At 67.9% G+C, this 26,220-nt stretch carries 20 protein-coding genes; 15 read left to right on the forward strand and 5 right to left on the reverse strand.

The annotated features are described in order from the left end of the window. Positions 1-38: 38 nt before the first annotated feature. From WFG93_RS04305 to WFG93_RS04345, 9 genes are all read left to right on the forward strand, one after another. Positions 39-608, forward strand: a complete 570-nt coding sequence (locus tag WFG93_RS04305; protein ID WP_336645098.1) for an acyltransferase — start codon at positions 39-41, stop codon at positions 606-608. After that, positions 605-1,702: a DegT/DnrJ/EryC1/StrS family aminotransferase gene (locus WFG93_RS04310; protein ID WP_336645099.1), complete on the forward strand. Its 1,098-nt coding sequence runs from the start codon at positions 605-607 to the stop codon at positions 1,700-1,702. The genes WFG93_RS04305 and WFG93_RS04310 overlap by 4 nt, the downstream gene beginning before the upstream one ends. Then, a complete protein-coding gene (locus WFG93_RS04315; protein ID WP_336645100.1) occupies positions 1,702-2,697 on the forward strand; it encodes a Gfo/Idh/MocA family oxidoreductase in 996 nt (331 codons plus the stop codon). Before WFG93_RS04310 ends, WFG93_RS04315 begins: the two co-directional genes overlap by 1 nt. 17 nt (positions 2,698-2,714) lie before the next feature. Beyond that, a complete protein-coding gene (locus WFG93_RS04320; protein WP_336645101.1) occupies positions 2,715-4,691 on the forward strand; it encodes a cell wall-binding repeat-containing protein in 1,977 nt (658 codons plus the stop codon). A 137-nt stretch (positions 4,692-4,828) separates the two neighbouring features. Continuing rightward, entirely contained in the window at positions 4,829-5,878 is a 1,050-nt protein-coding gene (locus WFG93_RS04325; protein ID WP_336645102.1) for a glycosyltransferase, read from the forward strand. Between the two features lie 96 nt (positions 5,879-5,974). Next, on the forward strand, positions 5,975-7,180 hold the full coding sequence (locus WFG93_RS04330) for a glycosyltransferase (RefSeq protein WP_336645103.1): 1,206 nt from the start codon (positions 5,975-5,977) through the stop codon (positions 7,178-7,180). Then, positions 7,177-8,991 carry an ABC transporter ATP-binding protein gene (locus WFG93_RS04335; protein WP_336645104.1) on the forward strand — a complete coding sequence of 605 codons (1,815 nt, stop codon included), beginning with the start codon at positions 7,177-7,179 and terminating at the stop codon, positions 8,989-8,991. The genes WFG93_RS04330 and WFG93_RS04335 overlap by 4 nt, the downstream gene beginning before the upstream one ends. After that, positions 8,984-10,513: a glycosyltransferase gene (locus tag WFG93_RS04340; protein WP_336645105.1), complete on the forward strand. Its 1,530-nt coding sequence runs from the start codon at positions 8,984-8,986 to the stop codon at positions 10,511-10,513. Before WFG93_RS04335 ends, WFG93_RS04340 begins: the two co-directional genes overlap by 8 nt. Continuing rightward, positions 10,510-11,811, forward strand: a complete 1,302-nt coding sequence (locus tag WFG93_RS04345; protein ID WP_336645106.1) for a glycosyltransferase — start codon at positions 10,510-10,512, stop codon at positions 11,809-11,811. The genes WFG93_RS04340 and WFG93_RS04345 overlap by 4 nt, the downstream gene beginning before the upstream one ends. Here the strand turns inward: WFG93_RS04345 and WFG93_RS04350 are convergent. The 3 genes from WFG93_RS04350 to WFG93_RS04360 form a co-directional block, all read right to left on the reverse strand. Further along, positions 11,798-12,940: a glycosyltransferase family 1 protein gene (locus WFG93_RS04350; RefSeq protein WP_336645107.1), complete on the reverse strand. Its 1,143-nt coding sequence runs from the start codon at positions 12,938-12,940 to the stop codon at positions 11,798-11,800. The genes WFG93_RS04345 and WFG93_RS04350 overlap by 14 nt on opposite strands. Position 12,941: 1 nt before the next feature. After that, positions 12,942-13,865, reverse strand: coding sequence for a glycosyltransferase family protein (locus WFG93_RS04355; RefSeq protein ID WP_336645108.1), 924 nt, complete (start codon positions 13,863-13,865; stop codon positions 12,942-12,944). A gap of 250 nt (positions 13,866-14,115) precedes the next feature. Further along, positions 14,116-15,216: a glycosyltransferase family 4 protein gene (locus WFG93_RS04360; protein WP_336645109.1), complete on the reverse strand. Its 1,101-nt coding sequence runs from the start codon at positions 15,214-15,216 to the stop codon at positions 14,116-14,118. A gap of 58 nt (positions 15,217-15,274) precedes the next feature. Between WFG93_RS04360 and wecB the strand changes: the two genes are divergently transcribed. From wecB to WFG93_RS04375, 3 genes are read left to right on the forward strand one after another with little or no spacing between them, the layout of a single operon-like run. Then, the gene (wecB, locus tag WFG93_RS04365) at positions 15,275-16,351 is read left to right on the forward strand and encodes a non-hydrolyzing UDP-N-acetylglucosamine 2-epimerase (protein WP_336645110.1); all 1,077 of its coding nucleotides are present in this window, start codon (positions 15,275-15,277) and stop codon (positions 16,349-16,351) included. Further along, positions 16,290-18,410 carry an acyltransferase family protein gene (locus tag WFG93_RS04370; RefSeq protein WP_336645111.1) on the forward strand — a complete coding sequence of 707 codons (2,121 nt, stop codon included), beginning with the start codon at positions 16,290-16,292 and terminating at the stop codon, positions 18,408-18,410. Before wecB ends, WFG93_RS04370 begins: the two co-directional genes overlap by 62 nt. 10 nt (positions 18,411-18,420) lie before the next feature. After that, positions 18,421-19,716: a nucleotide sugar dehydrogenase gene (locus WFG93_RS04375; RefSeq protein ID WP_336645112.1), complete on the forward strand. Its 1,296-nt coding sequence runs from the start codon at positions 18,421-18,423 to the stop codon at positions 19,714-19,716. A 67-nt stretch (positions 19,717-19,783) separates the two neighbouring features. Here WFG93_RS04375 and WFG93_RS04380 read toward each other — a convergent pair whose 3' ends face one another. Both WFG93_RS04380 and WFG93_RS04385 read right to left on the reverse strand, forming a co-directional pair. Next, entirely contained in the window at positions 19,784-21,217 is a 1,434-nt protein-coding gene (locus WFG93_RS04380; RefSeq protein ID WP_336645113.1) for a cell wall-binding repeat-containing protein, read from the reverse strand. Positions 21,218-21,287: 70 nt separating this feature from the next. After that, complete coding sequence (locus tag WFG93_RS04385; protein WP_336645114.1) at positions 21,288-23,366, reverse strand: cell wall-binding repeat-containing protein; 2,079 nt, start codon at positions 23,364-23,366, stop codon at positions 21,288-21,290. Between the two features lie 146 nt (positions 23,367-23,512). On the opposite strand from WFG93_RS04385, the gene glf reads away from it, so the two are divergent. The 3 genes from glf to WFG93_RS04400 are packed head-to-tail and all read left to right on the forward strand — an operon-like array spanning position 23,513 to position 26,215. Then, the gene (glf, locus tag WFG93_RS04390) at positions 23,513-24,661 is read left to right on the forward strand and encodes a UDP-galactopyranose mutase (protein WP_336645115.1); all 1,149 of its coding nucleotides are present in this window, start codon (positions 23,513-23,515) and stop codon (positions 24,659-24,661) included. A gap of 1 nt (position 24,662) precedes the next feature. After that, positions 24,663-25,478, forward strand: a complete 816-nt coding sequence (locus tag WFG93_RS04395) for an ABC transporter permease (protein ID WP_336645116.1) — start codon at positions 24,663-24,665, stop codon at positions 25,476-25,478. Then, positions 25,478-26,215, forward strand: a complete 738-nt coding sequence (locus WFG93_RS04400; protein ID WP_336645117.1) for an ABC transporter ATP-binding protein — start codon at positions 25,478-25,480, stop codon at positions 26,213-26,215. Before WFG93_RS04395 ends, WFG93_RS04400 begins: the two co-directional genes overlap by 1 nt. The last annotated feature ends 5 nt before the right edge of the window (positions 26,216-26,220 follow it).

Here is a 26,220-nt window from a genome sequence, read left to right on the forward strand (position 1 = left end):
CTACATCCCATTCCGTGAGGATCGTCGATTCCGCAGACGTGTCCCCCGACGCTTCCATCGGTGACGGATCGTCGATCTGGCATCTCGCACAGGTGCGCGAAGGCGTGCGCATGGGGGAGAACTGCATCGTCGGGCGCGGCGCGTACATCGGCACAGGGGTCGAGATGGGCGACAACTGCAAAGTACAGAACTACGCCCTCGTCTACGAGCCGGCGAAGCTCGGCGACGGGGTCTTCATCGGGCCCGCGGTCGTGCTCACCAACGACACCTACCCACGCGCCATCAACGCCGATGGCACGCTGAAGAGCGCTCACGACTGGGAGCCTGTCGGCGTGACCATCGGAGAGGGGGCCGCCATCGGCGCGCGCGCGACCTGTGTCGCCCCTGTCATGATCGGCCCCTGGGCGACAGTGGCCGCGGGCGCCGTCGTCGTCAAGGACGTGCCCGCGTATGCTCTGGTGGCCGGCGTCCCCGCCCGCCGTATCGGCTGGGTGGGGGAGTCGGGCATGCCGCTCCAGCCCGGTGCCGACGACGGCGCATGGGTCTGCCCTGCGACTGGTGACCGCTTTGCGGAAAGCAATGGAACTCTGACGAAGGAGATCGTGTGAGCGAGTTCATTCCCCCGGCGAAGCCGATCATCGGTGATGAGGAGCGCGCCGCTGTCGATCGTGTGATGCGCAGCGGGATGGTGGCGCAGGGGCCGGAGGTCTCGGCGTTCGAGGAGGAGTTCTCGGCGCATTTCGTTCCGGGGCGCCCGTCGGTGGCGGTGAACTCGGGCACTGCGGGTCTGCATCTGGGTCTGCTGGCTGCGGGTGTGGGTGCGGGGGATGAGGTCATCGTGCCGTCGTTCACGTTCGCCGCGACGGGTAATTCGGTGGCGTTGACCGGCGGGACGCCGGTGTTCGTGGACATCGAGCCGGAGACTTTCTCGTTGGATCCGGAGGCGGTGGCTGCGGCGATCACACCGCGGACGCGGGGCATCATGCCGGTGCATCTGTATGGGCACCCGGCGCGGATGCGTGAGCTGGAGCAGTTGGCGGCGCAGCGGGGTGTGGCGCTGTATGAGGATGCGGCGCAGGCGCATGGCGCGTCGCTGGATGGCCGGCCGGTGGGTTCGTTCGGTGATTTCGCGATGTTCAGCCTGTATCCGACGAAGAACATGACCAGCGGTGAGGGTGGCATGGTGACCACCGCGACGGACGAGATCGCTCGTCGGGTGAAGCTGCTGCGCAATCAGGGCATGGAGCGTCAGTACGAGAACGAGATCATCGGGTTCAACGCCCGCATGACCGACATCCATGCTGCGATCGGTCGTGTCCAGCTGGGCAAGGTCGATGCGTGGACGAAGACGCGTCAACAGAACGCGGCGTTCCTGGACGCGAACCTGCGCGGGGTGGTCGTGCCGCCGGTGGCTGACGGTGCGGTGCACGTGTACCACCAGTACACGGTACGGGTTCCGGACGACCGTGACGGGTTCGTGCGGGCGTTGAAGGCCGAGCACAACGTCGGCTCCGGGGTGTACTACCCGATCCCGAACCATCGTCTGCCCTCGCTCGCGCCATTCGGGCAGGGGCTGGATCTTCCGGAGACGGAGCGCGCGGCGCGCGAGGTCGTGTCGCTGCCGGTGCATCCGTCGCTGTCGCAGGACGATCTGGAGCGCATCGTCACCGCGGTGAACAGCGTCGCCGGGGCGGGCGCGTGATGGCGGATCTGCGAGCGGGACTGCTGGGCGTGGGCATGATGGGCCGCCATCATGCCCGGGTGCTGCGCGAGCTCGACGGAGTGCGGCTCACCGCGATCGCGGACCCCGGCGGTGATCCGCACGGCGTCGCGGGCGAGCTCGAGGTGCTGCCCGACATCGATGCGCTGATCGCGGCGGGCATCGACATCGCCGTCGTGGCGGTTCCCACCCGCTTCCACGAGGACGCGGCTCTGAAGCTGGCCGCAGCCGGGGTGCACACCCTGGTCGAGAAGCCGATCGCGCACTCGCTCGAGGCCGGGCAGCGCATGGTCGACGCGTTCGCGCAGGCGGGTCTTGTGGGCGCGGTGGGTCACATCGAGCGATTCAATCCCGCGTTGCAGGAACTGCGCCGGCGCATCGAGGCGGGCGAGCTCGGCGCGGTCTATCAGGTGGTCACCCGCCGGCAGGGCCCGTTCCCCTCGCGTATCGCCGATGTCGGGGTCGCGAAGGACCTCGCCTCACACGACGTGGACCTGACGGCATGGGTGGTGCAGTCCGACTACGAGCGGGTGTTCGCACAGACCGCGTTCAAGTCCGGCCGTGAATACGAGGACATGATCACCATCACCGGCCGCACCCACTCCGGGGTGATCGTGAACAACATCGTCAACTGGCTCTCCCCGATGAAGGAGCGCATCACCGTCGTCACGGGGGAGAAGGGCGCCTTCGTCGCCGACACCTCCACCGGAGACCTGACCTTCTACGCCAACGGCACCATCCCCCTGGAATGGGAGTCGGTCTCCTCCTTCCGTGGCGTGTCGGAGGGTGATGTCACCCGCTACGCCTTCGCCAAACGCGAACCGCTGCGCGTGGAGCACGAAGCTTTCCGCGACGCCGTGCTCGGCCGGCAGACCGACGTCGTCACCATGGAACAAGGACAACGCACCCTCACCGTCGTCGAAGCAGCCCTCGACTCCGCCCGCGATCTCGGCGTACGAACGCTTTCGCGCACGTGAGATCGACGATCCGCGGCGTGACGGCGACCGTCATTGCGATGCTGATCGCCGCCGTCCTGGTATCACCCGACCCTGCTTCCGCAGCAGCACCCGTGAAGCAGGGCGCTCAAGTTGCTGGGGTGGCGGAGTCGCCGCAGCGCATCGCCGGTCGTGACCGTTACGACACCGCCGTTCGCATCTCATCTGCGCTTCAGGGACCGGTTCCCGTCGTGTTCGTCGCGACCGGCACGGACTTCCCGGATGCACTCGCAGCCACCGCAGCAGCCGGGGCTCTGGGAGGACCTCTCCTCCTCACCAGGCCGACGGTCCTTCCGGACGAGGTCCGGAAGGAGATCATCCGTCTCGCCCCCGAGCGGATCGTCGTCGTCGGCGGCTCCAGCGTCGTCGGCGCAGGCGTGCAGAGGCTCCTCGACAGGATCGCTCCGACATCCCGCCTCCAAGGGGCGAACAGGTACGCGACATCCGTCGCGCTGTCAGCGGCGGAGTTCGACACCTCTGAACAGGTCTTCCTGGCCACCGGTCGTGACTACCCCGATGCACTCGTCTCAGCCGCCGCGGCCGGAGGGGCCGGCGCTCCCGTACTGCTCGTCGATGGCAAGGCGACCACCATCCCGTCCGCCACGCTGCGCGAGATGCGCCGGCTGGGAGCCACACGGGTGTCTGTCGTCGGCGGGTACGGTGCGGTTCGCGCAGAGCTGCAGGCCGCGCTGGGGAGGGCGGGCATGCAGGTGAGCCGCTACGCCGGCGCCAACCGATACGACACTGCCGCGGCCCTCAACGACGCGTTCTTCCCGGAGGGAAGCGCACAGCGCGCGCTTCTCGCCACCGGAGCGGACTTCCCTGACGCGCTGGCGGGGGCCGCGAGTGCCGCGGGCGGTCAGATGCCGATGTTCGTGGTCCCGAAGACCTGCGCGTATTCGGCGACCATCTCCACCGCCGCCCGCATCGGCGTGTCATCGACCGTGGTCCTGGGGGGCACCTCGGTGGTGAGCGAGGCGAGCGCTCGGCTCGAGCCCTGCACGAAACCCGACCCGGGCAGCGTGCTCGACCAGCAGTGGATCGAGCAGGATCTCAGCCTCGACGCCGGTGCACGGCTTCCCTACTGGGATCGACCGCCGGTCGACGTCAGAGCCGCCGATCAGATCGTCGATGCCACCGGTCTTCGCATCTATCGGACGAAGACCACCGGCGCGCGAGCGGACCATCCGGTGGTCTACGCGCAATACGGGATCTCCGCTCTGCTCGAGTACGAGCGCACCGGCGAGAGGACGTGGTTGCGCCGCGCGATCCGACAGGCGGAACGCCTGATAGAGATGCGCACGCTCCGCGGAGGCGGCTGGTGGTACGCCTACAGCTTCGACTGGACGTATGACAACCGCACGCTGAATGCGCCGTGGTGGTCGGGTATGGCGCAGGGGCAAGCCCTCTCGCTGTTCTCCCGCCTAGCGCAGATCGCACCAGCGGCACGCTGGGACGCCGCTGTCGCAGGAACCTGGCAGAGCTTCACGCAGAGCCGCTCGGCTTCTCAACAATGGTCCAGCGTGGTCCTGAAGCAGCGACTCTACTTCGAGGAGTACGCGGGCGACCAGAAGCCCCTGCAAGTGCTGAACGGTCAGATCTTCGCCATGTTCGGGGTGTACGACTACTGGCGTCTGAGTGGCGACCCTGACGCAGAACGGCTGCTGCGCGGCTCGAGCGCGACCGTGCTGGACATGATGCCCTCGATACGCAAGCGCGGAGACGTCTCGTACTACTGCGTGCAACCCGCGTTCTGTCAGCGGCCGATGTGGCAGAACCAGAAGTACCACGTCATCCACTCCTGGCAGCTCGAGACTCTCGCTGCGCTGACGGGCGTCACCGAGTTCCGCACGTGGGCTGACACGCTTCGTACCGACTGGGCCCCCATGTCGAGATTCTCGCGGATGGAATCGTCCTCGGATGCGCCTGTCGACGCCGACCCCCTGGACATCGCTCAGGCCGGAGTGCAGCCGTGACGACAGCGCGGGCGCTGGCTGGGCGCGCACTGCGGGCTCTGCCCGAGGGTCTGATGTTGAAGGCCGCGCCTCAGCGACTGGGGTATCGGGCTGCGGACATACCGCCGCCGATAGCGGTCGAGCCCGCACATCCGGCTGTGCTCATCGCACCGGCGAATTCCGCGGGACAGGGACGGCTCTGGGCTCGGGCGCTCGACGAGTACCGCGGTGTGAACGCGGTGAATCTGTCCGTCGACCGAACCGGGGGTTACTCCTTCCCGAGTGACTTCCGTGTGCGGGATGCCGTATTCGCGCATTCCCGGCGCTGGAGCGCCGCACACATCTCCGCAGTACGCGATTCGATCACACATGTGCTCGTGGAGAGTGAGCGCACAGTGCTCGGAGTACGAGCAGGCCGCGATGTCCGACAGGAGGCGCGTGCACTGGACGAATGGGGCATCCATCGCGCGTATGTCAGCCACGGGAGCGATCTGCGCGACCCGGACATCCACGCGCAGACGAGCAGCTGGTCGCCCTTCCGCGACAGCTCGTGGGATCTGCGTCCGATGCTCGTCGAGGCTGCTGTGCGCAACCGGCGCTTTCTCGAAGAACAGGATCCCGGTCGCGTCCTCGTCGCCACTCCCGATCTGCTCCTCGACATGCCCGCGGCGACGTGGCTTCCGAACGTCGTCGACCCGGCGGCGTGGGCCCTGGACGAGCCGCCGTTGACCGAAGGGCCGGTTCGCGTGCTGCATGCACCGACGAACACGCACATCAAGGGTTCGGAGCTGATCGCGGATGCCGTGGAGCGCGTCCGCGCGTCGGGCGCCCTGCACTACGAACTCGTATCGGGCGTGTCGCCCGACGCGATGCCGGCGCTGTATGCCCAGTCGGACGTCGTCCTGGATCAGTTCCGCATCGGCATCTACTCCACCACGGCGCTCGAGGCGCTGGCCGCCGGGCGGGTCGTTCTCGGCTTCCTGCTGCCCGAGGTGCGTCGCCTCGCGACGCAGGAGGCGGGGATGCCGGTGCCGATCGTCCAGGCGACTCCGGACACGATCGAGGAAGTCCTGATCGACATCGTGGAGCGCCCGGGGCACTATCGCCAGATCGCGGCGGCGGGCCCGGCGTTCGTGCGGGCGCTTCACGACGGCAGGTATTCAGCGGAGATCCTCGCGGAGCGCATGCTCGGCGACTGGACACCCTGACCGGTGCCGTCGCTCAGCAAGCGGACACCCCAGGCAGATAAGATCGACGGCGCGCTGTGCATCAGTGCGGCAGCAACCGAAAGGCGTGAGACGACAGTGACTGCACCGACCGGTGGACGCACGGCGCTGGTCCTCTCATACTCCGAGATCAAGACGGACCCTCGTGTCCGTCGGGAGATCGACTGGCTGGTCGGGAACGGGTGGACGGTCGACACTCTCGGCCTCGGCGCGCACCCCGCAGCCGATGTGCGTCGTCACTTCCCACTCGGACGAGCACCCGGGTGGACCCGGGGGCGGCTGGGCACGCTGATCACACACACGCTCATTCCGCCACGGACGCGGTTCCGAATGCTGGTCAGCGAGACCATCCCGGTGGAGCTCAGACAGGCCGTGCGTGCAGGCGACTATGACCTGGTCGTCTTCAACGAGATCGAGTTCGCACCGTGGCTGGAGGACCGCAGGGACTTCGGGGCAGCACCCAGTGGACGGTTCCACCTGGATCTTCACGAGTACCGCAATCCCGACATCCGCCGACGCACCCTCGGCGGTCGCATCACCGGAGCACACTACCGGTGGGTCCGCAGCCACATCGGCAGTGCGCGGTTCACCAGCCGTTCTGCAGTGAACACCCCTATCGGGCGACTGTATGCGGAGGAGTTCGGCATTCCGACGCCGGCGCAGGTGCGAAACGCTCCGCCGTACGTGTCGGACATCGAGCCCCTGCCGGTCCGCGACGGCCGGATCCGGCTGCTCTTCCACGGCATGCCCAGCTGGGCGCGCGGGTTCACCGAGATTCTCGAAGCGCTCGAGTCCCTTCCCGCGCACTTCACGATGACGTTCATGCTCATGCCCAACCCGGCGGTCATCGACAAGCTGCGCGCGGCGATCGATAGGCACCCTGCACGCGACCGCATCGAGATCGTCCCTCCCGCCCAGATGCGTCGGATCGCGCAGGAGATCAATGAGTACGACGTGGAAGTGGTGTTCTACAAGCCCCTGGAGCCGAACCTCGAGTTCGCGATGCCCAACAAGTTCTTCGAGGCCGCCCAAGGCCGCCTTGCCGTCATCGTGGGCGAGACTCCCACGATGGCGCCCATCGTGCGCCAGTACCGACACGGCGCGGTGGTTCCCGAGTTCACCTCTCAGTCCCTGAGGGACACGCTGGCGGCCCTTACCCCGGAGACGGTGACGCAGATGAAGCGCAATGCCGCCGTGGTGGCGCAGACGTTGAATGCGGAGTCCGAGGGGCAGTCCTTCCTGGCGGCGATCGCCTCGGGCTTGACAGAGGGGACGACCTCATGAAGGCGGAATGGCGGCTGTACCGGGAAGTGCTCTCCGTGCTGCCCCCCAGTGCGGCGCGATTCCTGGGCTTCTACGCCGCGGTCATGGGCGTGCTAGCTCTCATGGACGGACTGGCGCTCGGCATGCTCGCGGTGGTGATCACGCCTCTGATCGGGCGCAAGCCGCTCGAACTGCCGTTCTTCGGCGAACTTCAGGGTGCCCAGGTGCTCATCCCGCTCGCCCTCGTCTGCGTGCTGATCGTGCTCAAGGGTGCATGCGCGCTCACGCTGCAGTGGTTCGCGACCAGGCGATTCTCGGGATACGAACTCGACCTCGGCGTGCGAGTGTTCGACGGCTACATCCGGGCGCCCTGGGTGGAGCGTCTGCAGCGCAATTCCTCGGACCTCGTGCGCATCAGCGATTCCAGCGTCAGCACGACGATCTCGGGCTTCCTCCTCCCGGGTGCCTCCCTCATCGGCGAGCTGATGAGCTTCGTCTCCCTGATCCTGGTGCTCGCGATCGCGCAGCCCTTCGTCGGCGCTGTCACGCTCGTCTACCTCGGTCTCATCGCCGCGGTACTCCAGCTTCAGATCTCCCGTCGGTCCAAGCAGGCGGGGATGGTCGCGCTGCGTTACTCGCTGCGTTCGTCGAGGCTCATCACCGAGATGATCGGCGCATTGAAGGAAGTCACGCTGCGGGGGAGCGCCGCGGAAGTCGCGGGCGTCGTGAAGGAGAACCGATCGCATGCCACACGTGCCAGGGCGAATTCCCAGTTCCTCGCCCAGGTGCCCCGTCATGTGCTGGACGTGGCGCTCATCGGTGGCATCGTGCTTGTGGGCGCCGCCGGGTTCCTCACCGAGCGGACCGTCGAAGGTGCCATGGCATCGATCGCGTTGTTCGGACTCGCCGGCTTCCGGCTGGCGCCCTCTCTCGTCCGCTTTCAGAGCGTCCTTCAGCAGCTCAACGTCAGCGGCCCGCATGCACGCGCAGTGCTCGACGAAGTTCGACGCTCGGACCGCTATGTGGCAGCAGCGGCTGTCGGCGACACCGCCGCGCTTCCCGAATCTCCGCTCGCCATCCGCCTGCGCGATGTCGGCTTCCGCTATGCGCCGGACGCCGCGGACGCGGTGAAGGGCGTCACGCTCGACATCCCCATCGGTGCTCAGGTGGCGTTCGTCGGTTCGTCCGGTGCGGGGAAATCGACCATGATCGATCTCCTCCTCGGTCTGGTGGAGCCCACCAGGGGGTCGATCACGATCGACGCCGTTCCCCTGCACAAGGTGCTCAACGCATGGCGATCTCAGATCTCCTACGTGCCGCAGGAGGTTTCGCTCTTCGACGCCACCGTGGCGCAGAACGTGGCTCTCAGCTGGCGCTCCGACTTCGATCGAGAGCGCGTGCGCGCAGCACTGGGGCGCGCTCAGATCCTGCCGCTGATCGAGGCACGCGAGGGTGGGATCGACAGCCGCATCGGCGAGCGTGGACTTTCCCTCTCCGGTGGCCAGCGTCAGCGCATGGGGATCGCGCGCGCGCTGTACACCGATCCTCTCGTGCTCGTCATGGACGAAGCCACGAGCGCGCTGGACACCGCCACTGAGGCGGCGGTGACCAGGGCGATCGACGAACTGCGGGGAAGCGTGACCACCATCACGGTCGCACACCGGCTCTCCACGATCCGCAGCGCCGACATCGTCTTCTTCATGCGCGACGGCGAGGTCGTCGCGGCGGGGACGTTCGAGCAGGTCGTCGCCGCCGAACCCGACTTCGCCCTCCAGGCGGCCCTGGCCGGGCTGGTCGATCCCGCCGACGTCATCAGGCCGAACGATGACTGACGCGGTCGTGGACGTGATCATCGCGGTCCACAACGACCGCAGGCCGGTGGAGCGCGCGGTGAGCTCCGCGCTGCGCAACGTCGTGAGCACGCGGGTGAGCGTCATCGCGCACAATGTGGCGCCGAACGCGATCTCGACGCGGCTGGGCGCTCTCTTCGAGGACCCGAGAGTGCGGGTGCTCTCGCTGATGGACGGCGTGCGCTCGCCGGCGAACGCGTTCAACTTCGGCCTCGACAGCGCCGACGCGGAGTACGTCGCCATCGTCGGCTCGGACGACACTCTCGAGCCAGGCGCGCTCGACGGCTGGGTGCGACTCGCGGAGGAATCGGGAGCTGACGCCGTGATCGCCCCCATCATGCGCGATGACGGCGCGGTGCCGACGCCGCGGGTGAGGTCCGGCCGCGTGGGGCGACCGCTCGATGCCGACCGGGATCGTCTGTTCGATCGGACGGCCCCGCTCGGGCTCCAGCGGCGTCTTCCGACATCGCCGCTTCGCTACACCACCGGGCTGCCCCGCGGGGTGGATCAGCGTTACGGTCTGATGCTCTGGACACACTATCGCTGCGTGTTCGATCCGACGCTTCCCGCCTACCGTGAGCACGCTGACCAGGACGACCGCGTCACTCATGCGTTCGGTGCACTCGCAAATGACTTCACCTTTCTCGACGGTCTGCTCGAAGTCGTCGAGGCTCTGCCGAAGGCTCTGCGTCGAGCCATCGCAGCCAAGATGATCCGTGTGCATCTCGTTCCCGGGGTGCGTACTCGCGCACGTGCCGGGGTGTTGACGGACGCGGACGTCACGACGGCGACCGCGATCCTGCGCCGCCTCGTCGAGGCGGTGCCCGAGTGCACGGCGCTGCTTCCCAGAGCCATGAAGCGAGACGTCCTCGCACTGGAGTCGGGATCGATGACAAACGTGACCGCAGCACGGTCCCCGCGAACCGGAGTCGCTGAGATGCTCCCGATGCAGCTGCGCTTCGCGCTGCACCGCCATGCTCCACTGCGGACAGCCTTCGCGGGACGTCACGTCGCGCGCCGGACGGTTCGAGCCGCTGCCGCCCGCGCGGTCGCCGACCGTTCTGCCGTGCGTGGCACGGCGCGCGAGCCGAGCGGCGCCGCCGTGGTGGTCCTCTCGCCAGCGGCATCCGCGACCGCGGCGACCTTCCGTGACGAAGCGGCGGGATGCATGATCGGCTGGGAGGGCACCGCCGCCGACATCCTGATCGCGCGGCCTGCCCCGTGGGTGGAGGGGATTCGCCACCGTCTCGAGGCATCGTTCCCGACGCGGGCGGTGCTGAGGCTGTTCGGGATCGACGGCGCCACCCAGTTCGCGCGACGGGTCACAGCAGATGCGGCGGCGCGGCATGCCATCGACACGGCGACTCTCATCGTCGCGGCCGAAGAGGACGCGGTTCTGGCCGCTTGGCGGGGCGCGAGGCGCTCTCCCCGCTCTCCTCGTGCGGTGTTCGGGCTGCCGGCCGCTCGCGAGACGCTTCGGGCGGACGGGGAGGGCCGACTGTGAAGCGCCCTCACCTGCTCTACACCGCCTGGAGCTTCCCGCCCAGCCGCGCCGGCGGTGTGTATCGCGCGATCGCCACGGTCAACGCTTTCGCTGCTGCCGGATGGGACGTCACCGTGCTGACCGTCCCCGAGGAGCTGTTCCGCATGTCCACCGGGGTCGACGCGCAGCTCGCCGCGCAAGTCGACCCGTCGATTCGGGTCGTTCGCAAGGACCCTGATGTGCCGGCGTTCCGGAACGACATCGGCGCGTGGAGTGCCGCACGGGCGAGATTCCCCGAGCTGTTCAAGCTGGCCGACCTGCGAAAGGACTTCCGGCACTTCCCCGAACCCAACTACGGGCGCTGGCGACCAGGACTCGAGGCCATGGCCGCAGACGTCCATCGGCGGCATCCGGTCGATCTGGCGGTGGGAACGGCGAACCCTCATGTCGACTTCGTTCCGGGCTGGCACCTGAACCGCACGCACGGCGTGCCGTACGTGATGGACTACCGCGATGCGTGGCAGCTCGACGTATTCTCGGGCCGACGGCTGCCCACGGCCACGCCGGGCGTGCGCCGATGGGAGCGCCGCCTCATGGAGCGTGCGCGGGAGATCTGGTTCGTCAACGATGCCATCCGCGCCTGGCACGCCGGAGTGCACCCGGCGTTCGAAGAACGGATGCGGACTGTGGCCAACGGATTCGACCAGTACGGTGAGCCGTTGCAGGTTCCTGTCCGTGCGGAGCGCGGACAGGGGCTGGTGTTCGGGTACATCGGAACGATCACCCCGAATGTTCCGCTGGATGTCCTGCTCGACGGCTGGCGCCGGGCTCGCGCGGTGGAACCAGCACTCACCGGCTCACGGCTCGTGCTGCGAGGATACCTCGGCCATTTCGGTGCTGTCGATGCGAGAGCAGCAGCCCGTATCGACGCGGCGGCTGCGGACGGTGTGAGCTATGACGGTCCGGTCGGCAAGTCGGAGATCGCCCGCGCATACCGCGGCTTCGACGCGTTGGTGCTGGCGCTGGGGACCGGTCGATACGTGACCAGCGGCAAAGTGTACGAGTACGCCGCCACGGGCATCCCGGTGGTGTCCGTGCACGATCCGGGTAACGCTGCCACCGAGGTCATGCAAGACTCCCCAGCCTGGGTGCCCGCGAGGAGCCTGAATGCGTCCGCCGTGGCCGAGGCGTTCGCGGCGGCGGCGCGGCTGGCGGCCGCGCAGACACCCGAACAGCGCCGCAGCGCTCAGGAATGGGGTGAGCGATATTCCCGGCGTGCGCAGCTCGCCCCGCGTATCGAAGCCCTCACGCCTCGCTGACGCGCGCAAGACGGTCGATCGCGTCGACCCAACCGTGCACCTGATGCTCGGAGCACAGCTCTGCGGCCGCCACGTCAGCCGCAGCCTTCCAGCGAGAGACCGCTTCGGGCGTCAGCCGATCGAGGACGTCTGCGACGTCGCGCGGGGTGAAGCCCTCTGTGACAGCACCGAGACCGTGCTCGTTCGTCAAGTTGGCCATCGCCGCGGTCGGGCCGACGATGACGCCGAGACGGGCCTGGACGAAGTCGAAGAATTTGTTGGGCAATGCCAGCCGGTGATTCGTCGATGTCGCCGGAAGGATGTGCATCCCGACGTCGTGCTGCGCGAGAGTGGAGGCGAGCTGCGAGTGCGGAACCGCATCATGGATGCGCACGTTCGGCAGGGACTGCACACGTGCACGCAGCCGCTCGATGTAGGCGCGGTCGTTCGGCATCAGATACAGGGTGAAGACCACATTCGACGTGGTGAGGGCGACGCCCTCGATCATCGTCTCCAGATGCCGACCTGCGAGCGCCGCTCCCGTATGCACGATCCGGATTGGTGAGGCCACGGGTGAAGGGGACCGGTCCTGGAAGGGCGACGCATTCGTCACCACCTCGGGACGGATCCCGTAGCGGTGGTACCCGGATGCGATCTCCGGTGCCACGGTGGTCGTGGATGCCGCAGGGCCGGCGAAGCGGCGGACCTGCCACCCGTTGTAAGGCCCGCGGAGCCGCGCCCAGGCGGGGTTGTCGTCGTGCAGCCCGGGGAAGAACTCGTGAAGGTCGACGTGCACCCGGGAGGGGGACACCACGTCGTAGGCGAGAGGCGCCGCATCGATGTCGTTCGCGAGCACGACGTCTGCCGCGACGTCACGAAGGGCGCGTCGCGCGGCGCGAAGCAGGGGAGTGGTGGTGTGCAGGACTCCGTACGCGCGCAGCCGCAGCAGCACGGATTCCATTCGCATCCGTCGACGACGCGCGGCACCGGAGGGCGGGAGAGGAAGAGCGACATGCTCGACTGCGCCGGGGGGCCGCGTCCCGAAGCCGGCGGTCACCACCTCGTAACGGTCGGCGAACACCGCGATCTGTCGTTGCAGGCGGGCATCGGTGTTGAGGTCGGAGAAGGAGATGATCAGCAGGCGGGGCATGTCAGGCGGTGCTCCGAGAGGTCGAGTCGTCGATCCAGCTTCGCCTGAGGATATCGGCGCTGAGCGCCCCGCCGTGCACCCGGGTGACGAAGGCTCGACCTGCGTCGGAGATCGCGGCGCGCCGATCCTCGTCTTCGGCGAGCGCCACCACGACTCCCTCGAGACTCTCGGGAGTCGCTTCCACCACCGGCAGTTCCCGACCTGTTGCGCTGCGCACCCGCTCGCGGACCTCCGGGGCGACGTGCCCCACCACCACAGCACCGGACGCCATCGCCTCGCATGCGGCGACGCCATAGCTGCCCAGCACGAATTGGTCGAGCACGATGTCGGCCGCGCGGACGATCTCCGGCATGCAACGGGGCGATATGCCCGCGGCTGCCGTGTAGTCGACGACCCCTCGCGAGGCGAGCATCTCCATCGTCGGTGAGATCAATGCAGTGCCCTTCATCACCGAGCTGCTGGGCACGTGCACGACGCGCGGCAGCCCTGTGCTGGTGCGGTGCGGGACAGTCCACGCCTCGATGTCGATCACGACCGGCAGCCAGATTGCCGACGGCACATCATCGAGCAGGTCAGGAGTGGTGACGAACACCGGTTCGGCGCGGTCGCGCAGGAATTGCCGGTGGCGTCGCGCGATGCGGCTCGCCTGCCGTTGCGCTGGGCTGAGCGGTCGTTGCACGGGACGCACTCGGCGCACGTCCGTCCCGTGACAGACGAACGCGAGGTCCGGCCGGGGCCCGAGCGAGGCGAGTTGAGAGGCGAGATCGCGCCCGTTCAGCCGGCCGAAGGGAGGGATCAGCGATTCGACGAGCACATGTGTGAAAGCACCCGCCGCCCGGCGCTGTGCATGCTGCCACGAAGGCGAATTGTGGAAGACACGGCGCGCGACGACAGCATCCGCAGGGAAGTCGAACGCGGATTCCACGGAGAGCGACCTCGCTCCGATCCGATCTCCGGAGGACTCCAGGGCACGGGCCCAACGGTACCCCTGCCCGGCGTGGTTCGCCGGAGCGATCAGGACTCGGGTCTCAGTCGCGGGGGCTGCGGCGATCTCGCGCCGATCGTCGCGCCGAGGAAGACCGAAGCGCAGAGCCGCTGCCCGGCCGGGAAGGCTCGACGGATGCGTCGCCACCCATTCGCCTGCCCGCTCCCGGATCCCGATTGGAGCGTCCGGTTCAGACATGTGGCCCTCCCGAAACACGATGAAGGATCGCGGTGAGCTGCGCGGCGACGGCCGAGCGCGAGAACCGACCCTCGACCGTGGCGGCGATGTCCTCCGCCGAGAGCGGCGCAGTCGCGCCGGCGATATCAAGCACCGCGTCCGCGTACGCCGGGCCGCTCTGCACGTCCACGAATCGGCTGACCTGCGGCGACGAGTAGTCCACGGCGCCGGTCGCGGCACCGCTGACGACAGGTCGGCCGTTCAACAGCGCCTCGGCGACGACCACACAGAAGTTGTCGCCCTGCGTCGGAAGCAGGAAGACACTCGCGCGGGCGAACTCCGCCTCGACTCCCCAGCGGTCCAGCGCGCCCGTCAGACGAAGTCGGTCGGTGACCCCTCTGCGAGCGGCTTCCTCCAGCATCTCTTCTCGTTGCGGACCGGTTCCCACCCAGGTCAAGCGGGCATCGACCCCCCGCTCGACGAGGGACGACAGCGCCTGAACGGCGAGAAGGGGACCCTTTCTCGGGATCAGGCCACCGACGCCGAGCAGGCGCAGCACGCCGTCGTCGACGCGCTCCTCGACGGCGCTGGCCTCCACGACGCACGGCACGATGTCCACCTCCGCTGCACGGTACCTTCCGACCGCGTGCGCCAGCCTGCTGCTCTCGGCGATGACGGCATCCGGCGCTCGCAGCCGTGGACCGAGTGCGGACAGGGCCAGGCGATCCCCTCGTCCGAGAGTCTGGGGGCCGCTGATGCCGGACCAGTGCTCCGAGTGCACCCACGGCTGTCCGCGCCGTCCTGGCCGCCCGAGCAACCAGGGGACGAGGACGGTGAGCGCGTGAGTGTGCACGACATCCACGTCACGAGCGAGGTGGGCGGTCGTCCTCCTGGCCGCGAGGTATGCGAGCGGATTCATACGGGAGAGGGCGACCCGCCGGTACGCATACCCGTCACGTGATGCGGGCGGCAGCGCCGCACCCCGCTGCCAGTCGAGATGCAGCACGCGGACATCGTGGTCCGCCGCGAGCGCCTCAACCTCTCGCTGCACGAACACCCCGGAGACGGGGGTGTTCGCCGTCGGAAACCACGGAGTCACGACGAGGATGCGCACGGGTCAAGGGTATCCGCTGACCGCTTCGCTCAGCGTCGGCGCTCTAGACTTGTGTCCCGTGAAGATCGTCAGTGTGGTGGGCGCGCGCCCGCAGTTCGTGAAGCTCGCCCCCATTCACAAGGCGGCGTCGGCTGCCGGTGTGGAGCATGTGATCGTGCACACCGGGCAGCACTACGACCCGATGCTGTCGGATGTGTTCTTCGAGGATCTGGGAATCGGCGTCCCGGATGTGCATCTGGGCGTGGGCAGCGGCTCGCACGGTGTGCAGACCGGTGCCATGCTGGCTGCGCTGGATGCGGTGTTCGACGAGCATCGGCCGGACTGGGTGCTGGTGTACGGGGACACGAACTCCACCGTCGCGGCAGCGCTGAGTGCGGTGAAGATGCACATCCCGGTCGCGCACCTGGAAGCGGGGCTTCGCAGCTTCAACCGTCGGATGCCCGAGGAGCACAACCGGGTGATGACCGACCACGCCGCGGATCTGCTGCTCGCCCCCACGCAGGTCGCCGTCGACCATCTCGCGTCGGAGGGGCTCGGGCCGCGGACCGTACTGGTGGGCGACGTGATGACCGACGTGCTGTTCGAGGTGCGTGACGAGGTCAGGCACAGGCCGTCCGCACTGCTCGAGGAGCTCGGTCTGCAGGCGGGTGGCTTCTACGTGGCGACCATCCACCGGGCGGAGAACACCGACGACCCGGCTCGTCTGGCAGAGGTCGCAGCAGGGCTCGCCGGGCTGGACAAGCCGGTGGTGCTGCTGGCGCACCCGCGAGTGGTGGCGAAGGCGGCAGCGCATGGCATCGAGCTGACCCAGGGTTCGCTGCGTGCGCACGCGCCACTGGCATACCCGGATCTGATCGCGGCAGCGCTGTCGAGCGCGGGCGTGGTGACCGACTCCGGTGGCCTGCAGAAGGAGGCGTTCCTGCTGGGGGTGCCGTGCACGACCGTGCGAACGGAGACGGAATGGGTCGAGACCGTCCAGCTCGGCTGGAACGTCCTCGCCAACACCGCCGAGGAGATCGCCGCTGGCGTCGCCCGTCCCCGGCCGGCGAACACCGACGAAGCCCCGTACGGCGATGGACACGCCGCCGAGCGTGTCGTGGCGGAACTGCTCCGCGCCGCAGGCGCCGACCGCTGACACGGTGGCATCGGCAGCCCGCCGCGGGCAGTCCTTCCGGACGGATGTTCAGGGGCTGCGAGCGATCGCCGTGGGCCTCGTGCTGGCCTACCACGCCGGCATCCCCCGCATCACCGGCGGGTACGTGGGTGTCGACGTTTTCTTCGTCATCTCGGGCTTCCTCATCTCCACCCACCTGCTCCAGGCGCTCGAGCGCGACGGAAGGATCCGATTCGCGGAGTTCTATGCGCGTCGCATCCGCCGCATCCTCCCCGCGTCGCTCACGGTCGCCGTCCTCACGGGCATCGCCTCGATCCTGTTCTACCCTCCGCTCGCCCTGGAGCGCGTGCTGCGCGACGGGCTGGCGACGATCCTCTACGTGCCGAACGTGTGGTTCGCGATCCAGGACACGGACTACCTCGCCGACCACTCGCCGACCCCCTACCAGCACTACTGGTCGTTGGGTGTCGAGGAGCAGTTCTACCTGCTCTGGCCTCTGGCGCTCCTCTTGATCTTCCTGCTGGTGCGTCGCCGCCGATCCCTGCTGGTATGCGCGATCGGGGTGATCGCCCTGTCCTGTCTCATCGCCGGCGCGGTGCTCACCGCGGCCGATCAGCCGACCGCGTTCTTCTCGCTGCACACCAGGGCGTGGGAGCTGCTCATCGGCGCCGTCTTGGGCGCCATGCTGCTGAAAGGAGGACCGCGGCTGCCCGCACCCGTCTGCGCCGCCGGGGGCTGGCTCGGCATCGCGATGATCCTCGCCAGTGCGCTGGTGTTCGACAGCGCGACGGCCTTCCCGGGCGTCGTTGCGCTGCTGCCCACCCTCGGCACCGCTCTGGTGATCTTCTTCGGAGACGGTTCTGCACCAGGCGGTCCGACGGCGCTGCTCTCCGTCAGGCCTATGCAGTTCATCGGCGTGATCTCCTACTCGCTGTATCTGGTGCACTGGCCGCTGCTGGTCATCCCGCAGGCTGCGGTGGGCGAGGAGAACCCGCTTCCGCTGCTCTGGCGCGCGGCGCTTGGCATCGGCCTGGCCCTGCCGCTCGCGTGGCTTCTCTTCCGCTTCGTCGAGACGCCCCTGCGTGCCCCGGTCTTCCTCCGTGCCCGGCGACCCCGCGCGACGCTCATCCCTGCCCTTGGAGTGAGCGTGGTGCTCGTGCTGGCAGCGAGCACGGTCGTGCACTGGTCGTCCGAGCGCGAACTGGGCACGTCGACACCTGTGGCGGTGGCGCCGGAGACGCCTCGGGAACCGCCGACGGCGACGGAGTTCGTCCCGCAGAACCTGCGGCCGGCTCTGGATGAGGTGGCGGAGGACCTGCCGCGGCTCTTCACCGACGGATGTCATCTCGACGTGAAGTCGGAGGATGTCCAGGACTGCACGTACGGCGACTCTCAACGGGGCGGCCGGATCGCGCTGTTCGGCGACTCGCACTCGGCGCAGTGGTTCCCGGCGGTCGAGGAGCTCGCGCAGCGCAGCAGCGCCGCGATCAGCGCGTACACGAAGTCCTCATGCACCGCGGCGGCAGTCACCGTGCTGGTGAAGGGCGCGCCCTACGGTGCGTGCGACCGCTGGCGGGAGAAGGTCACGCAGCGACTGATCGCAGATCCACCGGATCTCGTCGTGATCTCCAGCTATGCGCATTACGCCCTCGCCGGGGCATCCACCGAGCAGGCCCGGCTGAGTATGTGGCGCGTGGGGCTGCGCAGCACGGTGCAGCGTCTCCGCGATGCCGGCAGCGAAGTTCTCATCATCGCCGACACACCGCGACTGCCCGCCCAGCCCCCCACCTGCCTCTCCGCGAATGTGGACGACGTCTCGGGGTGCGACGTCGCCCGGGGGTGGGCGATCGACGACGGCGTCGCCGACGTGGAGCGGACGGTGGCCCGTGAGACAGGAGCCGCCTTCGCCGACCTCACCCCGTTCATCTGCACGGGAGATGTCTGTCCGGTGATCATCGACGACATCCAGGTCTATCGCGACGTGAACCATCTGACCAGCACCTTCGTCTCGTATCTCGCTCCTGCGCTCACCCCGCAGCTGAGCCTGCTGCTCGGGAGGGGCGGAGGATCGGCCCAGTAGAATGACGGTCATGCGTATCGCCGTCGTTGCCCTGGGAAAGATCGGGCTTCCTCTTGCTGTCCAGTTCGCCTCTTCCGGTCATGAGGTGATCGGAGTCGACGTGAATCAGAGGGCGGTCGATTCGATCAACGCGGCTGTGGAGCCTTTCCCGGGGGAGGCGCACCTGCAGGAGCGTCTCGAGGAGCTGATCCCGGCTGGGCGTCTGCGCGCGACCACCGATTACGCGGACGCCATCCCCGGTGCGGATGCTGTGGTGCTGGTGGCTCCCGTCTTCGTGAACGACGAGACGTGGGAACCGGACTTCAAGTACATGGACTCCGCCACCCGGTCGTTGGCGGAGCACCTCACGCCCGGCACCCTGGTCTCGTATGAGACCACTCTTCCGGTGGGTACCACGCGTACGCGGTGGAAGCCGATGTTGGAGGAGGGCTCGGGGCTGACCGAGGGCGTGGACTTCCACGTGGTGTACTCGCCGGAGCGCGTGCTGACCGGGCGGGTGTTCGAGGACCTGCGCAAGTACCCCAAGCTGATCGGTGCGCTGTCGCCGGAGGGGACTCGCCGGGCGCGGGAGTTCTACGAGGCGGTGCTGCAGTTCGACGAGCGTCCGGATCTGGCTCAGCCGAACGGCGTGTGGGATCTCGGCTCGACCGAGGCGTCGGAGATGGCGAAGCTCGCGGAGACCACCTACCGCGACGTGAACATCGGCCTGGCCAATCAGTTCGGACTGTTCGCGGCATCGCACGGCATCGATGTGTACAAGGTCATCGACGCGTGCAACTCGCAGCCCTACAGCCACATCCACCGTCCGGGCATCGCGGTCGGCGGGCACTGCATCCCGGTGTACCCGCGCCTGTACCTGTCCACCGACCCGGACGCGGACATCGTGCGTGTCGCCCGTCAGCTGAACGCCTCGATGCCCGAACGCCTCGTCGCGCAGGCGGAAGGGGTCCTGGGCGACCTCGCGGGTCAGCGCGCAGTGGTGCTCGGCGCGGCATACCGCGGCGGAGTCAAGGAGACCGCTTTCTCCGGTGTCTTCCCGACCGTGGACGCGCTGAAAACGCGCGGGGCCGAGGTCGTCGTGCACGACCCGCTCTACACCGACGACGAGCTGCGCGGTCTCGGCTTCGAGCCCTACGCGATCGGCGACGCCGCGGACCTGGCGATTCTGCAGACCGACCACGCCGGCTACCGCTCCCTCGCACCCGCGGACATCCCCGGTGTGAAACTTCTCGTCGACGGTCGCAACGCATCCGACGCCGCACTGTGGGCAGGTACGCCCCGCATCGTCGTCGGCACCGCAGCCTGACGGATTCGCCGTGGGGAGGTGCGGCTTGCAGCCGCACCTCCCCACGGTCGGGTGCGTCAGGATCGGATCACCTCTGGCTCAGCTTCGCCTCGACCTGAATACGCACGGTCTCGCTCACCGCTGCGGGTCCGCCGAGGATCACGACGCGAACCGGATCCAGCCGCTTGATCTCCTCGAGCACGGATTCAGCAGCAGAGTGCGGCGATGTCAGCAGCAGCGGGCCGCCGAGGAAGCCCGCCGCTGCCGCTCCGGAGAGTGCGTCGGCGAATCCGGTGCCGCTGGCGAGATACACCACCGGAACACGGGGCGTGCCCGGGAAGGTGCTCTTCGAGATCGCCACCGCTGTCTGGTAACGGTTCTGCCCGGACAGACGTGTGATCGACGGCGAAGAGCCTGCGGCGATCCGCGCTTGGCTGATGACCGCATCGCTCACCGAACCTGCTCCGCCGAGGATGACGAGCTTCATGGGCGCGTGGTATGCGAGCGCAGCCGCGGTCTCGCGGGGGAGAGCGTCGCGAGTCGTCAAGAGCACCGGCGCGCCTCGATATCCAGCCGCGGCGGCTCCCGCCAGCGCATCCGGGTAGTTCATCCCGCTTGCCAGGAACACCGTGTCATTCGGCTCCCACAGGCCGGACACTTCTGCGGCGGTGCCGTAACGGGACTGCCCTGCGAGACGACCCGAGTCGACTGTCGCGATCGACGCGACCTGTTTCCGAACGGTCTCACTCACGGACGCGATGCCACCGGAGACGAACACGTAGTCCGGCTCGAGTGCACGCAATTCGTCGAGCATTGCGGTGCTGGCCACCGATGGGCGCGTGAGCAGCACCGGGCCGCCGAACGTTCCTCCGGCGGCGGCCGACGCGAGGGCATCGGGGAAGTTCAGCCCGTTCGCGACCAGACCGAGGGTGACACCAGCGGAGGGGAACGCGTCCTGCGAGACTCGCACTGCGGTCTCGAACCGATCGCCGCCGAAGATCCTGGCGACCGACCAGTGCTCGGTCGTGAACGGGATGGGGACGGAGAAATCGCCCGATCCCGCGGCATTGCTCGCCGCGACCCGGAACTCGTAGCGAGTGTCCGGTTGCAGGTCGAAGATCATCGCGCTTGTCGTCGGCGAGTCCGTGGTGAGTTCATCTTGAACCACGCCGCCCGTCAGCAGCTGGAGATGGTACCCGGTGATGGGCGAACCTCCGTCGCTCGGAGCGTCCCATCTGACCGCCGCGCCTGTGGACGTCACGCCGGTCACGACGACAGCTGCCACCTGGGCAGGAACGGCCGCGGCGATCGGTGCGACGCTCGAGTGCCTCGATACCGCCGACGCGCTGCCCGTGGGATCCGCGACGATACGGGGTGCGGCAGCGGCAGCCGTGCGTTGCTCGAGCGTGGGCGGGTAGTCGGCGTCTGCGCTGCTCGCGTGGGCCTGCAGCGGAAGCGCCAACGCGGTGAGGAGTGCTGCGGCGGCCGCGGCACCAACCCGCCGCCAGGGGCGTGCGTCCATTTGGATTCTCGTTCCTCTCATGGGTGGACAAGCGCGGTGGCTGGCATTCGGTGGCGGGGGTCGGGCCTCGTCATCGCTGCGACCTGCGGTAGCCGGCGGCCCTCGCAGCGGCCTCTGTGCTGAAGCATTCCTCGGGCTTGGTGCGCGCGTAGTACGCCCCGCCCGGAACGTGGTAGATCATCGAGTCCGCGTTGCCCTTGATAGCGGCCCAGGAGGGACAGTTCCAGCTGTCGATCGGTTTGCTCGGCGTCGGGGCGGGTGCAGGTGTCTGTGCCGAAGCCGTGACGGCTGCCGTCGCGCGCGAGGTCACGGTCGCCGACAGGTAGCCGCTCTTCGAGCCGGTGACGCGGACCGACATCTTCTTGCCCGCGAACTTGGAAGACAGCGCGAGTGTCGACGCAGTGGCACCGCTGATGGGGGAGCCGTTCGCGAGCCATTGATAGCGGAACGAAGTGCCCGCTGTCCATCGACCGGGGTAGGCCGTGAGGGTTGCGCCCGCGCGCGCAGAGCCGCCGATGGTAGGAGTGGCGACAGTGAGACATCCGACGTTGGATGCGGCATTGGCGCTCACAACGTTCGCACTGCCCAGCGTGACGATCGCCGCGACCGCCTGGCGGGAGATCGAGACGTGCGCGGGCTCCGGCACACATGCAGCTGCTGTGACGTAGACCGGGCTCTTCATGCGTCCGGCGAGCGCAGCACCGGCGAGCGCATCTGGGAAGTTCAGACCGGTGGCGACGAACGCCACGGGCGCCGTGCCCGGAGCGAAGTGAGCGTCGTTGATCTTCGCGGCCGTCTCGTACCGCGAGGCTCCGCCGATGCGCGTCGTCGCGTACTTGCGTGACAGCTGCGCTTCGATGCCGGCGGACACCGCCCCTGTCCCGCCGACGACGGTGACTTCTCGAACGCCGAGCTTCGAAAGCAGAGCGACGGATTCAGCCGGTACAGCGGACTTCATCCCGTCTACGAGGATCACCGGGGCGGAGGTCGCACCTGCAGCGCCGGAGGCGGCGAGGGCGTCGGGGAAAGTCCGTCCTGTTGCGATGAACGCGTGTGTCGCCGACCGGAACACCGTCTGCACGATGCTGTTGCCCGTGTCATACCGGGACAGGCCGCCGAGCCGCTGTACGGGCGCGATGGTCTCCAGCGCAGCGCCCACTGCTCGGTCGATTGCGCCATTATCTCCTGCGATGTAGATCTTCTTCGGACGCAGACGGACGATCTCGTCCCGCACCGTCGGTGTCAAGGTATTGGACGGGGTCAGGAGCAGCGGGCCACCGAGATACGCGGCGGCTGCGGCGGCCGAGAGAGCATCCGGGAAGTTCGCTCCGGTCGCGACGAACACAGCGGGTACGCCCGGGGCGTAGCGCCTGGCGACCTGGATAGCCGTCTCATATCTGCTGACGCCCGCGAGTCGCGTGCCGCCGGCAGGAAATCCTGTCACCTCGCCGCCGGCGCTCGGCGCGTTCGGCTCCAGCGGAGCACCCGCTGGAATCATGACGGTTGGCAGCTCGATCGCCGTGCTTCCGCAGCGCCCGGTGAGCTCGCGCCGCAGCGTCGCGAGTTCGTCCGCGTCGACGCTCAGAGACCAGCGATACTTCACCAGCGCCCAGGACGTCACATACTCGCATACATATGCAGTGTTCGTGGGCAGCCAGCGAGCGGGGTCCTTATCGGCTTTGGCCTGATTCGAGACGTCGGATGCCGCGGTGAGGGCATACGTCACCTCCAGGTCGTTGGCGAACGCACGACGCTGCACGTCCGTCCACGCCCACGCACCCGAGCGCCAGGCTTCCGCCAGCGCCACGACGTGGTCGATCTGAATCCGCGACGTCTCCCTGCTCGCGAAGCCATCGTACGGCGACACCCACGTGCCGCCGGTCAGCGCGCATCCGCTGCCGACGGACACTGACGTCGTGCTCTCTTCGATCAGCACTTCATATCGCGTGTTGCAGCCGTCTGAGTCGGCATCGATCCAGTGCTCGAATCGCCCACGATCGTACGGATGCACGGCATCGACTTGGGCGAGGTGCAGCAGATCGGGCAGGGTCGCCGCGACGACAGTGGTGGCAGAGGCGGCGGATATCGGAAGGAGTGCGGTGACGACGGCCATTGTCGTCACGAACGCCGCGAGGGCGCGTCGGAGCATCGCGAATTCTCACATTCGTGTCAGGGCAGAACGCGGCGCGGGATGCCGCTTCGCTCACAGTAGCGGACAGGTTACGCGCGTAGCCAGCGTCACTTCACAACGCGCGCGAGTCTGAGCTCCCAGCCGCCCGCCGATACCATTGCACTATGGATCTTCTCGTCGTCGGGTCGGGTTTCTTCGGCCTCACCATCGCTGAGCGCGCCGCCGAGGCGGGGCGCAAGGTGACCGTCATCGATCGCCGCAACCACATCGGCGGGAACGCCTACAGCGAGGCGGAGCCGGAGACCGGCATCGAGGTGCACCGCTACGGCGCGCACCTGTTCCACACGTCCAACCCGACGGTGTGGGAGTACGTGAACCGCTTCACGACCTTCACCGATTACGTGCACCGCGTCTACACGAACCACAAGAGCGTCGTGTACCCGATGCCGGTGAACCTCGGCACGATCAACCAGTTCTTCCAGGCCGCCTACTCGCCCGCCGAGGCGCGCGCGCTGGTGAAGGAGCAGGCGGGGGAGTTCGATGCCAAGACGGCGCAGAACTTCGAGGAGAAGGGGATCGCACTGGTCGGGCGTCCGCTGTTCGAGGCGTTCTTCCGCGACTACACCGCGAAGCAGTGGCAGACCGATCCGCAGAAGCTCTCGGGCGACATCGTCAGCCGCCTGCCGGTGCGCTACACCTACGACAACCGCTACTTCAACGACACCTGGGAGGGACTGCCGACCGATGGCTACACGGCGTGGCTGGAGCGGATGGCCCACCACCCGAACATCGACGTCAAGCTCGAGGTCGACTTCTTCGACGAGTCGCAGCCGCTGAACAAGCGGGCCACCGTCGGCAGCGTGCCGATCGTCTACACGGGCCCGGTCGATCGCTACTTCGACTACGCCGAGGGCGAGCTCAGCTGGCGCACGCTCGACTTCGAGCAGGAGGTGCTCGGCGTCACGGACTTCCAGGGCACCAGCGTCATGAACTATCCCGATCTCGACGTGCCGTTCACCCGCATCCACGAGTTCAAGCACTTCCACCCCGAGCGCACCGAGATCTTCAACTCCGACAAGACCGTCATCATGCGCGAGTTCTCGAGGTTCGCGAACCGGGACGACGAGCCGTACTACCCGGTCAACACCGCTGCCGACCGCGAGGGGCTGCTCGCCTATCGCGAGCTCGCGAAGGGCGAGCGGGACGTGCACTTCGGCGGCCGCCTGGGCACCTACCAGTACCTCGACATGCACATGGCCATCGGCTCCGCACTGTCGATGTGGCGAAACGATCTCGCGGGCGAAAGCGCCTGACGTGGCGTCGACGGCGGGCGCGCCTGGCACACCCAAGCGCTATTTCCACTCGCTGTGGCTGCTGTCCGCACGTGATCTGAAGGTCCGCTACTCCACGAGCGCGCTCGGCTACCTCTGGTCGGTGCTCGATCCGCTGGTGATGAGCGCGATCTACTGGTTCGTGTTCACCCAGGTGTTCCAGCGCACCGTCGGCGAGCAGCCGTACATCATCTTCCTCATCACGGCGCTGCTGCCCTGGGTGTGGTTCAACAGCGCCGTCGGCGACTTCACCCGTGCTTTCAAGAAGGACGCGCGACTGGTGCGTTCGACGTCCATCCCCCGCACGATCTGGGTCAACCGGATCGTGCTGAGCAAGGGCACCGAGTTCCTCTTCTCGCTGCCGGTTCTGGCCATCTTCGTCATCGTCAACGTGGTGGTCGAGGCCGATCCGGCCAAGGCCGCCCACATCGGCTGGGGCGTCCTGTGGTTCCCGGTCGCCGTTGTGCTGCAGGCCGTGCTCCTCGTCGGGCTCGGCCTCCTCGTCGCTCCGCTGTGCGCGCTGTACACCGACCTCGAGCGCACCACCGCCCTGGTGCTGCGCGCGCTCTTCTACGCGACGCCGATCATCTACAGCGTGAACGACCTGCCGCGCCCGTTCGACACCCTCGGCATGTTCAACCCGCTCGCCGGCATATTCTCGCTCTACCGGATGGCGTTCTTCCCCGACCAGTGGCATCCTCAGCTCGTCCTGATCAGCGCCGCGATGAGCTTCGCGATCCTCGCGCTCGGGTTCTGGGTCTTCCGCACCCTGGAGCGCCCCATCCTGAAGGAGCTGTGATGCTTGCCGCGATCGAGGTCGAGGACCTGGGCGTCCGATTCCGCCGCAACCGCCGCGGTCGGCGCAATCTGAAGGACCTCTTCGCCGGGGCCAGTCGACGCTCACGGCCCGGCGAGTTCTGGGCTTTGCGCGGGGTGTCGTTCGCGGTCGAACCGGGCGAGTCCATCGGTGTCGTCGGCCGCAACGGCCAGGGCAAGTCGACACTGCTGCGCCTCGTCGCCAGCGTGCTGCTGCCGGATGAAGGCACCGTCCGCGTCAACGGCGGAGTCGCGCCTCTCATCGAGCTGACCGGCGGCTTCGTCGGAGACCTGACGGTGCGCGAGAACGTGCGCCTGATCGCAGGTCTGCACGGGATGTCGAAGGCGGAGGCGGCAGCGCGCTACGACGCGATGATCGCGTTCGCCGAGATCGAGGACTTCCAGGAGACTCCCTACAAGCACCTCTCGAACGGCATGAAGGTGCGACTGGCGTTCTCCGTGGTCTCGCAGCTGGATGAGCCGATCCTGCTCGTCGACGAGGTCCTGGCCGTCGGCGACAAGGCCTTCCGCGAGAAGTGCTACCGGCGCATCGACGAACTGCTCGCCGACGGTCGCACGCTGTTCTTCGTCAGTCACAACGAGCGGGATCTGCGCCGCTTCTGCAGCCGCGGTCTGTACCTCGACAAGGGACGTCTGGTCTTGGACGCTCCCATCGACGAGGTGCTCGACCGCTACAACGCGGATCACAGCGGGCGCTGAACGTC

The organism is Microbacterium sp. USHLN186 (genome assembly GCF_037145155.1).
Lineage (GTDB): Bacteria > Actinomycetota > Actinomycetes > Actinomycetales > Microbacteriaceae > Microbacterium.

Bases quoted from the DNA above. Each gene is read 5' to 3' on its own strand.
- WFG93_RS04380 (WP_336645113.1), bottom strand. From the start codon at position 21,217: ATGGACGCACGCCCCTGGCGGCGGGTTGGTGCCGCGGCCGCCGCAGCA.
- WFG93_RS04385 (WP_336645114.1), bottom strand. From the start codon at position 23,366: ATGCTCCGACGCGCCCTCGCGGCGTTCGTGACGACAATGGCCGTCGTC.
- WFG93_RS04375 (WP_336645112.1), top strand. From the start codon at position 18,421: ATGCGTATCGCCGTCGTTGCCCTGGGAAAGATCGGGCTTCCTCTTGCT.
- WFG93_RS04335 (WP_336645104.1), top strand. From the start codon at position 7,177: ATGAAGGCGGAATGGCGGCTGTACCGGGAAGTGCTCTCCGTGCTGCCC.
- WFG93_RS04370 (WP_336645111.1), top strand. From the start codon at position 16,290: ATGGACACGCCGCCGAGCGTGTCGTGGCGGAACTGCTCCGCGCCGCAG.
- WFG93_RS04400 (WP_336645117.1), top strand. From the start codon at position 25,478: ATGCTTGCCGCGATCGAGGTCGAGGACCTGGGCGTCCGATTCCGCCGC.
- WFG93_RS04340 (WP_336645105.1), top strand. From the start codon at position 8,984: ATGACTGACGCGGTCGTGGACGTGATCATCGCGGTCCACAACGACCGC.
- WFG93_RS04350 (WP_336645107.1), bottom strand. From the start codon at position 12,940: ATGCCCCGCCTGCTGATCATCTCCTTCTCCGACCTCAACACCGATGCC.
- glf (WP_336645115.1), top strand. From the start codon at position 23,513: ATGGATCTTCTCGTCGTCGGGTCGGGTTTCTTCGGCCTCACCATCGCT.
- WFG93_RS04315 (WP_336645100.1), top strand. From the start codon at position 1,702: ATGGCGGATCTGCGAGCGGGACTGCTGGGCGTGGGCATGATGGGCCGC.